The sequence below is a fragment of the Sphingomonas natans genome, assembly GCF_030546695.1.
In the GTDB taxonomy this organism is placed as follows: Bacteria; Pseudomonadota; Alphaproteobacteria; order Sphingomonadales; family Sphingomonadaceae; genus Sphingomonas_I; species Sphingomonas_I natans.
On the sequence record NZ_JAUOTP010000002.1, the window covers coordinates 283,038 to 297,265 of the forward strand.

Annotated in this window: 21 protein-coding genes; 11 read left to right on the forward strand and 10 right to left on the reverse strand. The window is 65.3% G+C overall.

Going from position 1 to position 14,228, the window contains the following annotated elements; genetic code table 11:
* Position 1: 1 nt before the first annotated feature.
* The 4 genes from Q4F19_RS04980 to Q4F19_RS04995 all read right to left on the reverse strand — a co-directional run bounded on the left by Q4F19_RS04980 (position 2) and on the right by Q4F19_RS04995 (position 2,078).
* Entirely contained in the window at positions 2–829 is an 828-nt protein-coding gene (locus tag Q4F19_RS04980) for a DNA methyltransferase (protein ID WP_303540391.1), read from the reverse strand.
* Between the two features lie 137 nt (positions 830–966).
* A complete protein-coding gene (locus tag Q4F19_RS04985; protein ID WP_303540393.1) occupies positions 967–1,242 on the reverse strand; it encodes an HNH endonuclease in 276 nt (91 codons plus the stop codon).
* 24 nt (positions 1,243–1,266) lie between these two features.
* The gene (locus tag Q4F19_RS04990) at positions 1,267–1,404 is read right to left on the reverse strand and encodes a hypothetical protein (RefSeq protein WP_303540394.1); all 138 of its coding nucleotides are present in this window, start codon (positions 1,402–1,404) and stop codon (positions 1,267–1,269) included.
* A gap of 32 nt (positions 1,405–1,436) precedes the next feature.
* Positions 1,437–2,078 (reverse strand): hypothetical protein, encoded by a 642-nt coding sequence (locus Q4F19_RS04995; RefSeq protein WP_303540396.1) that lies wholly within the window; start codon positions 2,076–2,078, stop codon positions 1,437–1,439.
* A gap of 148 nt (positions 2,079–2,226) precedes the next feature.
* Between Q4F19_RS04995 and uvrA the strand changes: the two genes are divergently transcribed.
* From uvrA to Q4F19_RS05020, 5 genes are all read left to right on the forward strand, one after another.
* Positions 2,227–5,208: an excinuclease ABC subunit UvrA gene (gene uvrA, locus Q4F19_RS05000; RefSeq protein WP_303540398.1), complete on the forward strand. Its 2,982-nt coding sequence runs from the start codon at positions 2,227–2,229 to the stop codon at positions 5,206–5,208.
* A 99-nt stretch (positions 5,209–5,307) separates the two neighbouring features.
* Positions 5,308–5,526 carry a DUF433 domain-containing protein gene (locus Q4F19_RS05005; RefSeq protein ID WP_303540400.1) on the forward strand — a complete coding sequence of 73 codons (219 nt, stop codon included), beginning with the start codon at positions 5,308–5,310 and terminating at the stop codon, positions 5,524–5,526.
* Positions 5,526–5,849 (forward strand): DUF5615 family PIN-like protein, encoded by a 324-nt coding sequence (locus Q4F19_RS05010; protein WP_303540402.1) that lies wholly within the window; start codon positions 5,526–5,528, stop codon positions 5,847–5,849. Before Q4F19_RS05005 ends, Q4F19_RS05010 begins: the two co-directional genes overlap by 1 nt.
* 91 nt (positions 5,850–5,940) lie before the next feature.
* Positions 5,941–6,135 (forward strand): type II toxin-antitoxin system RelB family antitoxin, encoded by a 195-nt coding sequence (gene relB / locus Q4F19_RS05015; RefSeq protein WP_303540404.1) that lies wholly within the window; start codon positions 5,941–5,943, stop codon positions 6,133–6,135.
* A gap of 195 nt (positions 6,136–6,330) precedes the next feature.
* The gene (locus Q4F19_RS05020) at positions 6,331–6,870 is read left to right on the forward strand and encodes a hypothetical protein (protein WP_303540406.1); all 540 of its coding nucleotides are present in this window, start codon (positions 6,331–6,333) and stop codon (positions 6,868–6,870) included.
* A gap of 289 nt (positions 6,871–7,159) precedes the next feature.
* Here Q4F19_RS05020 and Q4F19_RS05025 read toward each other — a convergent pair whose 3' ends face one another.
* The 3 genes from Q4F19_RS05025 to Q4F19_RS05035 all read right to left on the reverse strand — a co-directional run bounded on the left by Q4F19_RS05025 (position 7,160) and on the right by Q4F19_RS05035 (position 8,171).
* The gene (locus Q4F19_RS05025) at positions 7,160–7,378 is read right to left on the reverse strand and encodes a hypothetical protein (protein WP_303540408.1); all 219 of its coding nucleotides are present in this window, start codon (positions 7,376–7,378) and stop codon (positions 7,160–7,162) included.
* A 177-nt stretch (positions 7,379–7,555) separates the two neighbouring features.
* Positions 7,556–7,921 carry a HepT-like ribonuclease domain-containing protein gene (locus tag Q4F19_RS05030; protein WP_303540410.1) on the reverse strand — a complete coding sequence of 122 codons (366 nt, stop codon included), beginning with the start codon at positions 7,919–7,921 and terminating at the stop codon, positions 7,556–7,558.
* Positions 7,905–8,171: a nucleotidyltransferase family protein gene (locus Q4F19_RS05035; RefSeq protein WP_303540412.1), complete on the reverse strand. Its 267-nt coding sequence runs from the start codon at positions 8,169–8,171 to the stop codon at positions 7,905–7,907. The genes Q4F19_RS05030 and Q4F19_RS05035 overlap by 17 nt, the downstream gene beginning before the upstream one ends.
* Positions 8,172–8,302: 131 nt before the next feature.
* Here Q4F19_RS05035 and Q4F19_RS05040 point away from each other — a divergent pair, with 131 nt between their 5' ends.
* From Q4F19_RS05040 to Q4F19_RS05065, 6 genes are all read left to right on the forward strand, one after another.
* Positions 8,303–8,746, forward strand: coding sequence for a DUF3597 domain-containing protein (locus Q4F19_RS05040; protein ID WP_303540414.1), 444 nt, complete (start codon positions 8,303–8,305; stop codon positions 8,744–8,746).
* Between the two features lie 806 nt (positions 8,747–9,552).
* Complete coding sequence (locus tag Q4F19_RS05045; protein WP_303540416.1) at positions 9,553–9,771, forward strand: hypothetical protein; 219 nt, start codon at positions 9,553–9,555, stop codon at positions 9,769–9,771.
* Positions 9,772–10,054: 283 nt separating this feature from the next.
* Positions 10,055–10,264 carry a cold-shock protein gene (locus Q4F19_RS05050; protein WP_303540418.1) on the forward strand — a complete coding sequence of 70 codons (210 nt, stop codon included), beginning with the start codon at positions 10,055–10,057 and terminating at the stop codon, positions 10,262–10,264.
* Between the two features lie 87 nt (positions 10,265–10,351).
* A complete protein-coding gene (locus Q4F19_RS05055; protein ID WP_303540420.1) occupies positions 10,352–10,537 on the forward strand; it encodes a hypothetical protein in 186 nt (61 codons plus the stop codon).
* 153 nt (positions 10,538–10,690) lie between these two features.
* Positions 10,691–11,107: a cupredoxin domain-containing protein gene (locus Q4F19_RS05060; RefSeq protein ID WP_303540422.1), complete on the forward strand. Its 417-nt coding sequence runs from the start codon at positions 10,691–10,693 to the stop codon at positions 11,105–11,107.
* A 25-nt stretch (positions 11,108–11,132) separates the two neighbouring features.
* Entirely contained in the window at positions 11,133–11,558 is a 426-nt protein-coding gene (locus Q4F19_RS05065; protein ID WP_303540424.1) for an OsmC family protein, read from the forward strand.
* Positions 11,559–11,564: 6 nt separating this feature from the next.
* On the opposite strand, the gene Q4F19_RS05070 is transcribed toward Q4F19_RS05065, so the two are convergent.
* The 3 genes from Q4F19_RS05070 to Q4F19_RS05080 form a co-directional block, all read right to left on the reverse strand.
* Complete coding sequence (locus tag Q4F19_RS05070) at positions 11,565–12,170, reverse strand: peptidylprolyl isomerase (RefSeq protein ID WP_303540425.1); 606 nt, start codon at positions 12,168–12,170, stop codon at positions 11,565–11,567.
* A gap of 5 nt (positions 12,171–12,175) precedes the next feature.
* A complete protein-coding gene (locus Q4F19_RS05075) occupies positions 12,176–13,705 on the reverse strand; it encodes a DEAD/DEAH box helicase (RefSeq protein WP_303540427.1) in 1,530 nt (509 codons plus the stop codon).
* A 102-nt stretch (positions 13,706–13,807) separates the two neighbouring features.
* Complete coding sequence (locus Q4F19_RS05080) at positions 13,808–14,227, reverse strand: hypothetical protein (RefSeq protein ID WP_303540429.1); 420 nt, start codon at positions 14,225–14,227, stop codon at positions 13,808–13,810.
* Position 14,228 lies beyond the last annotated feature (1 nt).

Sequence of the window (14,228 nt, forward strand, 5' to 3'; positions counted from 1 at the left end):
TTCAGGCGCAGCGCACCGCCGGCCTTCGTTGGGAATGCAGCCGGCGTTCGGCGTCGTAACGCTGCAGGCGCTCCCGGTTGCACGACCAGCCATTGGGATGCGGCTGGTATGTCGTGCCGTTGGATGCTGTGAATGGAAAATGGAGGTTGGGCCGCGCGGAGGGATTGCGCAGAGTCACCGATTGCCAGCGGCGCCCATCGGGATCGACACTTCCATATTTGCTGCGGGCTTTGTCGCCGCTGATCTGCCGATATTGCTGGTTCCAGCAATATCGATCGGTCTTGGTATAGAAGAAGATCGCGTCGGTGATGTCGCCATAGGCACGGCCAACATTGCCGTGCGCGAAGGTCCGTTTCCACGCGATTTCGGTGCGGAATTTCTCAGGTCCGAACACCCCGTCGAGCAGCAGCTTGAGATAGTGACTCGCGGTCGGATCGCAGTGCAGATAAAGGCTGCCTGTCGGCTTCAGCACCCGGTGCAGTTCGATCAGTCGGACCGCCATCATGGTCAGATATGCCATCATGTCGTTTTCGCCGAGAAACGTCCGCAAGGCATTGAGAAGGTCGAAGGCCTTGCTCTTACCGCTTCGCGCGACCTGATCGAAGGCGTCTTCGGCCGTGTCGTTCCAGTGCCAGCTATCCTCGAAGGCCTGGATCTGGGCATGTTGCGCATCGATCCGCGTGCGCATGGCTTTGGGCGGCGCGAAGATGATGTTGTAGCTGGCGTTGGAATTGAACGGCGGGTCGAGATACACTAAATCGACGCTCTCGTCACGAACGTGCGCGCGGAGAATGTCGAGATTGTCGCCATAATGCAGTCGATTGACCAATCGACACCCCTGAGTTCAGGGGTTTACCTTAAGGATGGCGGCACTGCCGTTCAGACGGAGCTTGCTCCGTTACGGACAAAACGGCATTATTCCGATCCGTAACGGACCATACTTGACTTGTATTTTTAATCGGCTCGTCATTCCAAGCTAGTCGTGGAAGCATTCCGTACGGTGCCAATGAAGGTATCGCGGATCCGGCCGATCCGTCGCCCTGGCAGGAAGCCGCGCCCGGCGATCGTGGTAGATAAGGCGCTCCACGCTCTCGCGATCGTTGATCGCCCGCGATCGAACATCCAGTGGATAGTGCCCGACAGCGCGATTCCATTGTTGACGGCGTCCGGGCCGCCCGCCTCGACGCTCATGACGTGCGCGGCTTCCGTTTCGGCCCGCCCTCCGCCGTTGATGAGCTTCATGCCAGTCAGCGCGCACTGCGATCCTTAGGCGTCGAGGACCCTCTTGCGGAACTGCTGGTTCCGCACCGTCCGGTTGACGAGCATCCTGGCGCGATCGACCGGACCATCCCATGGAACCCGGTCTTCCCCGAACTGCTGCAACAACGACGCATCGTCGTCCACGTCGCTTCGCGGCAACACCTCGTCCTCCGTGATCAGGCCGAGTTGAAGGATATGGTCGAAGTCGGCGTCCGAGATCGCGCGAACCGGCTGCGTCGCTCGAGCGCTGTCGAGCCCGCCGTCCGGTCGGAGCAATCCGCGCTCGACGAGTTGGCCGTGGCGATAAAGTGGCACAGCGCGACCGAACACCACATAGCTTCCGAGCCGATTTGCGCGCGGTGCACATGCGGCCGGTCTCGATCCGGTTCGATGCGCTGCACGCGCGCAGCCGCCTGATAGCCGCCGCGATCCTGATAGAGGATCCATTGATCGACCGTGCGCGCCGCCGTCCCCAGCCACTCCAAGGGGAAAGCGAAACTACGCTCCGGCAGATCGCCGGAGCGGTGCCGCGGCGGGAGGAGAAAGACGCCCTTGCTGGGCATCGCTGGCTCCACGTCGGGCATCGGACCGAGCCAGCGATAGGTGCCGCGATCGAGAAATTCGAGCAGCCCTGCGTCGCGAAGCTGCTGCAGTTCCCGCCCGAGCGTCTGGGTCGGCGTGCTGCCGGCGGTCCGCGTTTCATCGATGATCGCGCCGACCTCCGCATTGATCAGCGCCCGGCGCGTAAACAGCGGAGAGCCGGTTCTTGCGACGTGGCGGTGTATCGCCCGAGTCACCGCTTCGGTCCAGATCCGCATGCCAGCCCCCCCCCCTCGCGCGATGGATATCGCCAGGCTTGCCCCACCGAAAGCAAGTTTCGCATACCGGAGCGAGGTGGCAACCCCGCCCCCCGCTTCCTACATCCTCGGTCTAGCCTCCCCGCCGGAACGGATATAGAACAGACCCATGAGTCTCACCCACATCAAGGTGCGCGGCGCGCGCGAGCATAATCTCAAGGGCGTCAACGTGGATATCCCGCGCGAGACGCTCACCGTCATCACCGGCCTGTCGGGCTCGGGCAAGTCCAGCCTGGCCTTCGACACGATCTATGCCGAGGGCCAGCGCCGCTATGTGGAATCGCTCTCGGCCTATGCGCGCCAGTTCCTCGAGCTGATGCAGAAGCCCGATGTCGAGCATATCGAGGGCCTCTCCCCCGCCATCTCGATCGAGCAGAAGACGACCTCGCGCAACCCGCGCTCCACCGTCGCCACCGTCACCGAAATCTACGATTATATGCGCCTGCTGTGGGCGCGCGTCGGCGTGCCTTACTCGCCCACGACCGGCCTGCCGATCTCGGCGCAGACCGTGTCGCAGATGGTCGATCGCGTGATGCAGCTGGCCGAGGGCACGCGCTTCCTGCTCGTCGCGCCCGCGGTGCGCGGCCGCAAGGGCGAGTATCGCAAGGAGCTGCTCCAGTGGCAAAAGGACGGCTTCACCCGCGTCCGCATCGATGGCGAGACGCTGGAGATCGAGGACGCGCCCGCGCTCGACAAGAAATTCAAGCATGACATCGACATCATCGTCGATCGCCTCGTCGTGCGCCCCGGCATCGAGACGCGCCTCGCGCAGAGCTTCGAGACCGCGCTGAAGCTGGCCGAGGGGCTCGCTTATGCCGATGTCGTCGGCGAGATCGACGCGAACGCCACCGCCGCCAGGGAGGGCATCAAGAAGGGCATCAAGGCGCTTGCTCTGCCCGAAGGTGTCGCCGATCGCCTGACCTTCTCCGAGAAGTTCGCCTGCCCCGTCTCGGGCTTCACGATCGCCGAGATCGAGCCGCGCCTGTTCTCGTTCAACGCCCCCCAGGGCGCCTGCCCCGCCTGCGACGGGCTCGGCGAGAAGCTTTATTTCGATCCGCAGCTCGTCGTCCCCAATGAGGGCTTGTCGATCAAGCAGGGCGCGGTCGTCCCCTGGGCCAAGTCCAACCCGCCCAGCCCCTATTACATGCAGGTGCTGGGCAGCCTCGCCAAGTCCTATGGCTTCACGCTCGAAACCCCCTGGAACGAGCTGTCCGACGAGCATCGCGCCGCGATCCTCACCGGCACGAAGGGCAAGGCGATCCCGCTCACCTTCGTCGACGGGCGCAAGAGCTATACGGTCAACAAGGCGTTCGAGGGCGTCATCGGCAATCTCGAGCGGCGCATGTCCGCGACCGAGAGCGCGTGGATGCGCGAGGAGCTCGCCAAATATCAAAGCTCCGCGCCGTGCGAGGTGTGCGAGGGCGCGCGCCTCAAGCCGGAAGCCCGCGCCGTGAAGATCGCGGGCGAGGACATTTCGATGTCGACGCGCCGCGCGGTCGGCCCCGCGCTCGCTTTCTTCCGCGCGATGCCCGATCACCTGAACGAGCAGCAGACCCAGATCGCGACCCCGATCCTGAAGGAGATCGTCGAGCGGCTCGGCTTCCTCGACAATGTCGGGCTCGATTATCTCAATCTCGATCGCACCTCGGGCACGCTCTCGGGCGGCGAGAGCCAGCGCATCCGCCTCGCCAGCCAGATCGGCTCGGGCCTCTCGGGCGTGCTCTACGTGCTCGACGAGCCCTCGATCGGCCTCCACCAGCGCGACAATGATCGCCTGATCGTGACCCTCAAGCGCCTCCGCGATCTCGGCAACACCGTCATCGTCGTCGAGCATGACGAGGATGCGATCCGCACCGCCGATTATGTGATCGACATGGGGCCGGGCGCGGGCGCGCATGGCGGCCAGATCATCGCCGAGGGCAGCCTGCAGGACATTCTCGATCACCCCGACAGCCTCACCGGCCAATATCTGTCGGGCCGCCGCATGGTCGACGTGCCGACCACGCGCCGCAAGGGCTCCGGCAAGAAGCTCACCGTGAAGGGCGCGCGCGCCAACAATCTCAAGGACGTCACCGCGTCGATCCCGCTCGGCACCTTCACCTGCATCACCGGCGTCTCGGGCTCGGGCAAGTCGACCTTCACGATCGACACGCTCTTCGCCTCGGCCAGCCGCCAGCTCAACGGCGCGCGCATCCTCGCCGGCCATCACGAGAAGATCGAGGGGCTCCAGCATCTCGACAAGGTGATCGACATCGATCAGTCGCCGATCGGCCGCACCCCGCGCTCGAACCCGGCGACCTATACCGGCGCCTTCACCCAGATCCGCGACTGGTTCACCGGCCTGCCCGAGGCGCAGGCGCGCGGCTACAAGCCCGGCCGCTTCAGCTTCAACGTCAAGGGCGGCCGCTGCGAGGCGTGCCAGGGCGATGGCGTGCTCAAGATCGAGATGCACTTTCTGCCCGACGTCTACGTCACGTGCGACGTGTGCCACGGCAAGCGCTACAATCGCGAAACGCTGGAGGTGAAGTTCCGCGACAAGAGCATCGCCGACGTGCTGGACATGACGGTCGAGGATGCGGTCGAATTCTTCAAGGCCGTCCCCGGCATCCGCGACAAGATGGCGATGCTCGCCGAAGTGGGCCTGGGTTATGTCACGGTCGGCCAGCAGGCGACGACGCTCTCGGGCGGCGAGGCGCAGCGCGTGAAGCTCGCCAAGGAACTGTCGCGCCGCGCGACCGGCAATACGCTCTACATCCTCGACGAGCCGACCACCGGCCTCCATTTCGAGGATGTCCGCAAATTGCTGGAGGTGCTCCACGCGCTCGTCGAGCAGGGCAATACGGTGGTGGTGATCGAGCATAATCTGGAGGTCATCAAGACCGCCGACTGGATCATCGACCTCGGCCCCGAAGGCGGCGACAAGGGCGGCGAGATCGTCGCGGTCGGCGTCCCCGAGGATGTGGTGAAGGAGCCGCGCTCCTATACGGGGCGGTATCTCAAGCCGTTGCTGGAGGCGAAGGCTGTGGCCGCTGGGAAGCCGGCCGCCAAGCCCAAGCCGACGCGCAAGACGAAGGCGCTCGCGGCGGAGTGAGCCTCCCTCTCCCCTTGGGGGAGAGGGCCGGGGTGAGGGCGCGGGGGCGAAGCCGCGTCCGACATTGACGCATCCCGGAGGTCGGAGCACATTCGCGCCATGACCGAGCGCATCGTCATCGATCCCGAAGTGTGCGGCGGCCGCCCGATCGTCGCGGGCACGCGGATGCGCGTCTCCGACGTGCTCGACGCGCTGGCCTCCTCCGTCACGATCGACGAGCTGCTCGGCGACTTCCCGTATCTGGCGCGTGAGGATGTGCTCGCCTGCCTCGCTTATGGCGCACGCGCCATCGATCACGCGGTCGTCAAAGCGGCCTGATGCACTTCCTGATCGACGCACAGTTGCCCCCGGCGCTGTGTCCGTGGTTCGAGGAGCAAGGTCATACGGCAGCGCATGTTGCGGACATACTCGGCGGCCAGTGTCCGGACCGGTTGATCGCGGCACGCGCGGCGCAGGATCGTGCGATCCTCGTCACCAAGGACGACGACTTCCGGCTCCGTTTTCCGCCGGAAGATTATCAGCTTCTCTGGCTGCGCTGCGGCAACATCACCAATCGCGCGCTGCGTCTCTGGCTGGATGCCCGCTGGATCACGATCGAAGCGCGACTGCAGGAAGGCGATCGGCTCGTGGAGGTGCGTTAAGGCGCTTCTCGTAGGGGAGTGCGCCGGGGTGAGGAGCAAACGAGCGCGCAGCCCTCGTGACGCCGGAAATGGCATAAGCTATATTCCCCGCATGACGCGCCTCACGCCGATCGAGTCCGAATTCGCGACGAGCGAGGATGCGGAAGCGCATGATCGCTGGTTCCGCGAGAAGGTTGAGGTGGCCCTGGCCTCGACCGCGCCTCCGGTCGCGCACGACGAGGTGATCGCCGAAGCCAGAAAGATCATCGAAGCGCGAAAGGGTGCCGCCTCTCGTCGGGCGAGTTGAAGCCCGCGCCGATTTTTCGCCATCACTGAAGCGGGCTACCTGACCTGCCGCCGGCCGCAAAGTTGCCTATGCCTGCACCGGCCACCAAGGCTACCTACTGCGAACAAGAATGCGCTGTTAGAGCAATTGGTCCGCTGACGGGCAGTGGCAGCGTGGCCGTTGCAACGTTGAGCTAGATAACTGGCTCGACAATTGATGCGCCAGCCATATGATTGCGATCGCATCGGGGGAGCGAAAATGAATTTAGCAAGATCGATTTCATCTGAGACAGAGTCTGCCGATGAGGACATTTTGGACATCGTTGTTATAAGTTACACCACAGTGGGTGTAGTAAACGGCGTTGGCCAATCGACTGTTCAGGTAGAAGCGCGTGAGATTCTTATTCCGGACAGGAGTTCCGCCAGTTATAGCGTAAGATTCGAATTAAGCTCTGGCGGCGATTATCCACAGGAAACGTTCGCGAGCGTTGCATATAAGGATATTGATCGTCTGACATCTATGTCAAAAAGATTGGAGACAACGTCCATATCGACAGATCGTTTTTCGTTTTCCGAAGTACAATATGAAATTGGTGATCTAAAAATAATTGTTTTTAATACGGACCGAGGAACGTCTATGGCTATAATAAAATCCAGCAATGTTTCGGTGACTTTAAGTTCACCTTCTAAACTGTCTGCTTTCACGGCGCTTATTGAAAAGGCAAGGGCTCATCTTGATATTAATAAGGTGCCGTAGAGAAATCGTTGCTCTACGAGGGGTGCTACGAACTTATGGAGTTAAAAGGTAAGGCCCCATTGCATTTCGCAAAGCCACATTAATCTGGATCTGCCCGCTCGCCCTGCTTTCCCGAAATTTCTCAATCCGTCGGGATCGAGGCGCAACGTCACCTGCTGCTCGGGCAGCGATCGCGCGACGCCGGGCGGATCACTTCCCGCCCACGCGCAGTTCGGCAACCGCCGCCAGCTCGGGTGCGTCGTCGGGGTCAATCCAATCGCCGTCGATACAGGCTTGGTCTCGCTCTAGCCTACTTTCGCAGCAGGTCCGGCAGATCCGCCACGTACGTCTTACCGTCCTTGTCGCTGAGCCACGGATCGCCGAACTGCTTGTGATGCGGCGGCTCGCCCTCCCGCGCCAGAGCCGCGCGCACCGCCGCCCGCTCCTTGCGGTGCTCGCGGCATTTGAAAGGCTTGTCGCTGTAGGCCGCAATGCCGATGAAAGGCGCCTTGCGCCGGCTGTCGCTCATCTCCGTCTCGCATCGAACGATGGTGGTTTTCGGGTGTCAGGATAACCACCAACCCCGCGGACAGCAGCCCATCTTGCGTTTCGCTCCGGCCGAGGCGGCAATCGAGGCAAGACCGCCGATCACACTTTACCATTCGGGCGACCGCGCTCCTAGTCCGTCTCAACCGAAATGGACCAGCTATCGCTGAAGCGCGGCCTCGCACGCCGCCCGCAGCGGCGGCAGATCGGTCGTCACCGTGTCCCAGATCACGCGCACGTTCACGCGATCATATTCGTGGCGCAGCATATTGCCGAGCCCACGCACTTGATGAAGCGCCGTCTCCGGCGCGATCCGCGCCAGTCGCTCGGGGCCGAGCCGCACCGCCGCCTCGGTGATCCGCTCGATGCAGCGCTCTACGGCATCGCGCACAAGCTCGTTGGCGATGAAGCCGTCGAAGTCGAGCCCGTCCACATGGCGCGCAATCCGCGCGGCATTCTCGACGATGTCGCCGATCCAGTCCCGCGCGCGCTCCTCGGAAGGAAAGGCGTCAGAAGACGGCGACACGATCCCGCTCCACCCGCTCGCGCAGCCGATCCTTCTCGATCGGCTCCGCGAGCAGATCGACCGACACGCCCAGCATGTCCTCTATCCGCTCGCGGATCGCCGCGAAGTGGAACAGGCCGATCGACCTTGCCCGATCAAGCCGCACCACCAGATCCACGTCGCTGTCCGGCCCCGCCTCGCCGCGCGCGGTCGATCCGAACAAAGCAAGGCTCTCCAGCCCCAGCGCGCGCAGCTCGGGTTCGTGGGCCATGAGCCGATCGATCGCGGTCTGCCGGTCCATAGGCGCGATTGTGTGGTTCGCCGCCCGCAGCGTCAAGCGCGCCGCACCCAAATCCGCGGCCCCGCGTTGTGCTTTTTCTCCCCCGAGACGCGAGGTTTTCCATGAGCATCTTCGATAGCATCAAGCACGCCATCTTCGGCGACAAGGGCCTCCTCGGCACCGGCATCGGCGCCTCGCACCCGCAGACCACCGCCGCCGAGCCGACCTCGGCCGCGCCGCCGCGTCCCGCCATCCCGATGGGCCAGGCGCCCGTCTCCGCGACCCCCGCCGCGGCGCCTGCCGCCGCCCCCGTCGATGTCGAGGCGATCCTGAGCCAGAAAGCCGCGGCCTATGGCAAGCCCAACAACTGGCAGACTTCGATCGTCGATCTGCTGACGCTGCTCGGGCTCGATTCCAGCCTGACCGCGCGCAAGGAACTCGGCCAGGAGCTGAACGTCCACGCCGGCGCCGACGGCAGCGCCGAACAGAATATCGCGCTCCACAAGGCGGTGATGAAGCAGCTCGCCGCCAATGGCGGCAAGGTGCCGGCCAGCCTGCTGGATTGAGCTGTGGCGGGAGAGGGAGGCCCAGGCCTCGCTTTCCCCTCATTCCCGGCCCCGCTCATCCTGAGGAGCCACCGAGACCGTCGACGTGGCGTCTCGAAGGACCGCGCCTGCGAAGATTCTTCGAGACAGGCCTCCGCCAGGCTGAAGTCTTTCCTCGGCATGAGCGGGTCGGGGCCGTTTCGGCAGATCGCCCGCGACGCTTGAAAAAGCCCCTGTAGGATCGCCAAGCCGCTGTCCTACAACCCGGGACGTGTGATAGCTGGCGAGTCCCTTTCCGCAGAGCCAGGAACCGGACGATGCCCCGCCAAGCCCCCGCCGCCGCGTTGATGGGCCGCATTGTGCCCCGCTTTCCCGCCGCCGCCTCGGCCGCGCGCCCGATCGCCGCCGCCACTGCCGCCGCCAAGCGCGTCATCCTCGTCCTGCCCACCGTCGCCGGCGGTCCGGCCCGCACCCGCCGCCGCCGCCGCCGGCCCGGCGCAAGCCTCCTCTCCCCGCACACCCCCACGCACATGCCCTCGCACGGGCGTGCGCGCGTTGACCTGCGACTCAGTGTGACTCACTTTTGCTCCAGGCGCCTCGCCGGGCCCGATTCGCCGCCCGCCCGGCGCGCTCCGAACCCCCGCGAAAGGCCGTTCGGAGGGGGGACGTGCCGTGAACTTCGTGAACTTCCGCGCCGCGTCCGCGCCCCTCTGCGGCTCCGCGCGTCGCGCCCCGGAAATGATCCGGAGACTTTTCCCGCGCATCCTGCTACCATCCGGTCAACCTATTCCGGTTCGCGCGGCATCGGACGCGCTGGAGACCCATCCATGTCACGCGCGCTGAACCTCGATGCTCCGCAGGAGCACGTTCTGGAGACGTGCATCAAGCACAAGGCCGCGATCACGCAGATCGAGACGCTCGTCTCGGGCGGCACGCGCGTCGTGCTGAAGACGGCGGACGCCGCCGCGATCATCGCCCGCGCCTACAAGAAGCAGATCATCGGCGGCCCGATCACCCGCACTCCCAGCCGCACGATCCACGCGTAACGCGTCTTCCCCGTTCGGTTCGAGCGCAGTCGAGAACCCGCCAGCTTCGAGCGTGTCGAGAAGCGCCCCACGGGCGCGTTCCCGCCGGGCTCGAAGCGAACGGAGGACGGGAAAAACCCCGGACCACTGGCATTTTCGCCGATTTGCTCCTACATCACGCCTGCTACCCTGTCGCAAATCGATGGTCTTTGGCGCTTTGCGGCCCTTCTGCCCTTCTTTCCCTGCTCCCGGCACGCACGAGGCAGCCCGACGAGCGGGCGGCCGACCAGCAAGGAAGACCTTCATGGCCATCACCGGCACCGTCAAATTCTTCAATGCCGACAAGGGCTACGGCTTCATCGCGCCTGAGGACGGCACCGCGGACGCCTTCGTCCACATCTCGGCCGTCGAGCGCGCGGGCATGAACACGCTCTCGCAGAATCAGCGCCTGACCTACGAGCTCGAGACCGGCCGCAACGGCCGCGTCAGCGCGATCAACCTGCAGGAAGCCTAATCTTCTGATCCGGCGCGGCGCGGTCCCAGGGATCGCGCCGCTTCCTCTCTTCTTCGACCATTCGCCTATCCGGAGACACGATCCACGATGAGCACCGAGAGCGAACTCTGCCGCGCCCGCGCCGCCCAGGCGCGCTCCGAAGCCGATGCCTCCACGCTGGACAATGTCCGCGATCGCTGCCTGCGCGCCGAAGCCGCGTGGATCGCCATGGCCGAACGCGGCGAGCGCGCCGATACGATGCGCGCCGCCATCGCCGCCTCTCGCGCGGTCTGATCCTGCCCGGCGGGGCGTCCGTCCTGCCCACCTTCGCGCTGTCCTACAGCTTCGGCCGGCGATAAGCTCGTGCCGTCGCGCGGTCCGTTTCGCGGATGGATCGATCGGCCGGAGCGGACGTTCGCCTCAGCGAATCCATCGCCGAGGTCCGTCATGAAACCCTTGTTCGCCGTCCTGCCCGCTCTGCTGCTGGCGCCCACCGCGCTCGCCGCACCCAAGCCCGCGCCCGGTCCCAACTGGAACCGCGGCACGCCGCTGACGGTCACGATGACCAACCAGGGCTTCGTCCCCGCGCGCCTCGCGCTGCGCCAGGGCGGACAATATATCTTGCGCATCCGCAACCCCAGCGATCGCACGCACAGCTTCTCGGCCAAGGAATTCTTCGGCCTCGCCCGCGTCTCTCCGGCGGATCAGGCGTGGATCCCGCGCAACGAAGTCGAGCTCAAGCCGGGCCAGAGCGCCACGCTGCACCTTGTCGCACCGACGACGCCGGGCGCGATGTACTATTTCAAGAGCACCCGCGTCGCGGATGCCGCCACCAAGTTCAAGGGCGCGATCACCGTCCGCTGACCCGTTTCATCCGAAGGAAAAACGCATGATCACACGCACCGCATCCGCCCGCTACGAAGGCCTCGGCAAGGACGGCAAGGGCCATATCTCCAGCCAGTCGGGCGTGCTCGAAGAGACGCCCTACGGCTTCGGCACGCGCTTCGGCGACGAGAAGGGCACCAACCCCGAAGAGCTGATCGCCGCCTCGCACGCCGCCTGCTTCACGATGGCGCTTTCGTTCGCGCTCGCCGGCGCGGGCTTTAGCGAAGGCACGCTGGAGACGACCGCGAAGGTCAAGCTCGACAAGGAAGGCGAAGGCTTCAAGGTCAGCCGCTCGGATCTGGAGCTGACGGCGAGCATCCCCGGAATCGACGCCGAGAAATTCGCCGAGATCGCCGCGGGTGCCAAGGCCAATTGCCCGATCTCGAAATTGCTCAACGCCGAAATCACGCTGACCCACACGCTTAGCTGATCGACCTCAGGGCAGACGCCGTGCGCTGATGATCTTCACCGGCTTGCGGATCGTCTGCCCGAATGTCGCGATGTCGAGCCCGCCCGGATAGGTCGGCATCGCGAGGATCCGCCGGGTGATATCCATCCCCGACACGACATGCCCGAACGCCGCATAGCCGGCATAGTCGCCTGCCGCATCCAACCCCGGTGCCGCGCCCAGCGTGATGAAGAAGTCGCCCATCGCCGAACCCGGCTTGTTGCGCGCCATCGAGACCGTTCCGTCGAGATGCTTGAGCCCGGTCTTGCTCGTCGGCTCATGCGCGATCGGGAAGAAGGAATTGCGGATATTGGTGTCGATCCCGCCCTGGATCAGCCCCTTCTCCGGATGGCTCTTGCCCCGCGCCGCGCGGTAGAAGACCGTCCCGTCGAACTTATGCGCGTCCACATAATGGAGGAAGTTCGCCGCGGTGATCGGCGCGCGCTTGGCCTCCAGCACGATCACGATCCGCCCGATCTCGGTCTTGATCTCGACCTTCGGGAGAGGCGCGACCGCCGAACGGCGCGGCCCGGCGGTGGCGCCAGGCGTGGTCAGGCTGAGCAGGAGCGCGGCCGCAAGGCCGGCGCGAAGCATCGCGATCACGCCTCCGGTGCGAGACCGAAGCTGACCTCCAGGAAGGAGGGCACGGGCCCGTTCCAGCCCACGTCGGGACCGTCGTCGCGATCGGCGCGATGATCGCGGCGCGGCTGCTCACGACGATGCTCCTCGCGGCGGGGCTCGTCCCGACCCGGTTCGTCGCGGCGGGCGCGCTCGGGGCGCGGCTCGCGGGCTTGGCGGGGCGGACGGGCTTCGCGCGGCTCACGGCCAGGGGGCGCTTCCGCCGCCGGCTGCTCGGGCACGGCCTCGACGATCTCTTCGCGCGGTGCCTGGACCTCGCGCGGCGCTTCGCTCTTGGGCTTCTCGCGCCGGCCACGGCCGCGCTTGCGGTCGCCGCGCGGTTCTTCCGCCTCGACGGGCGCGGCAACAGGCGCCGTTGCCCGCGCTTCGGCCGGCTTGCCGCCGCCGACGCGCTCGATCTTCGTGCCCTGGAGCTTCTCGATCGCCTCGATCGCCTCACCATCGTCGGGCGTCACGAGCGTGAACGCCTTGCCGCTGGCACCGGCGCGGCCGGTGCGGCCGATCCGGTGGACGTAATCGTCGGCATGCCACGGCACGTCATAATTGACGACGTGACTGACGCCCTTGATGTCGAGCCCGCGCGCGGCAACGTCGGAGGCGACGAGGATGTTGATCTCGCCCGCCTTGAAGCGGTCCAGCTCCTTGATCCGCTCGGCCTGTTCCATGTCGCCATGGATCTGGCCCGCGGCCATACCGTCGCGCCGCAGCGAGTCCGAAAGTTCGCGTACGGTGGTCTTGCGGTTCGAGAAGATGATCGCGGTGCGGACGTCTTCGGCGGCGAGGATCGCGCGCAGCGCCTCGCGCTTGCCGCGGGACGAGGTCTCTACCAGCCGCTGCTCGATCAAGGTGTTCGTCGTCGCCGGCCGCGAGACCTCGACCTGCTTCGGGTTCGACAGGAACTTGTCGGCCAGCTTCTTGATCGGCGCGGGCATCGTCGCCGAGAAGAGCAAGGTCTGGCGCGTCGCCGGAAGCTTCGAGCAGATCTCTTCAATATCGGGGATGAAGCCCATGTCGAGCATGCGATCGGCTTCGTCGATGACGAGGATCGAGCAACCCGAGAGCAGGATCTTGCCGCGCCCGAACAGGTCCATGAGCCGGCCCGGCGTCGCGATCAGCACGTCGACACCCTTGGCGAGCGCCTTCTGCTGATCGCCCATTGAGGTGCCGCCGATCAGCAGCGCCATCGAGAGCTTGTGATATTTCCCGTATTTTTCGAAATTCTCGGCAACCTGCGCGGCCAGCTCGCGCGTCGGCTCAAGGATCAGCGAGCGCGGCATCATCGCGCGGGCCCGGCCATGCGCGAGAACGTCGATCATCGGCAGCACGAAGCTCGCCGTCTTGCCGGTGCCGGTCTGGGCGATACCGATCAGATCGCGGTTCATCAGGACAGGCGGAATCGCGCCGGCCTGGATCGGCGTCGGCTCGGTATAGCCGGACTCCCCGATCGCGCGGAGCAATTCGTCGGAAAGGCCGAGATCGGCAAAGGTCATGGGCGCTCGGGGCTTGGGTCCGGCGGCCTCGATGCGAGGCGGTTACGGTGACCCGGCGCTTGGTCAGAAAGTGGCCGCCAAGTCAAGGAGAAGCCGATTTCGTTAATCGTCCTTCTTCGGCGCGAGCAGCCGGAAACGGTTGATCGCGCATTCGCCACCAGCGCGCGAGCGCACGCTGTCCCGGTCGGAACAGATCATCCCGTCGGCGGTCGGCACGATGTAGAAGCCCGAATAATAATCGAGCGCAGGGCACGAGGAGGCGAAGCGCGCCCGCATTCGCTTGCCGCCGCGCAGGACGAAATCAACGCTGTTGCCCGCGACCACTGCCGCGCCGAGAACGTCGGCCATCGGCACGCAGCGCGGACCCTTCTTCTCGACCAACTTCACCGGCGGCGGCGGCGGCGCATTGGTCTGGACGCGCACGACGACGCGGCTGCGGATCGTGAGCTGGGCCATGAGCAGGCGATCGGTCTCGGCGGCGGCCGCGCCCGCCAGCAGGCCGGCCCAAAGGAGCCCGGTCAAG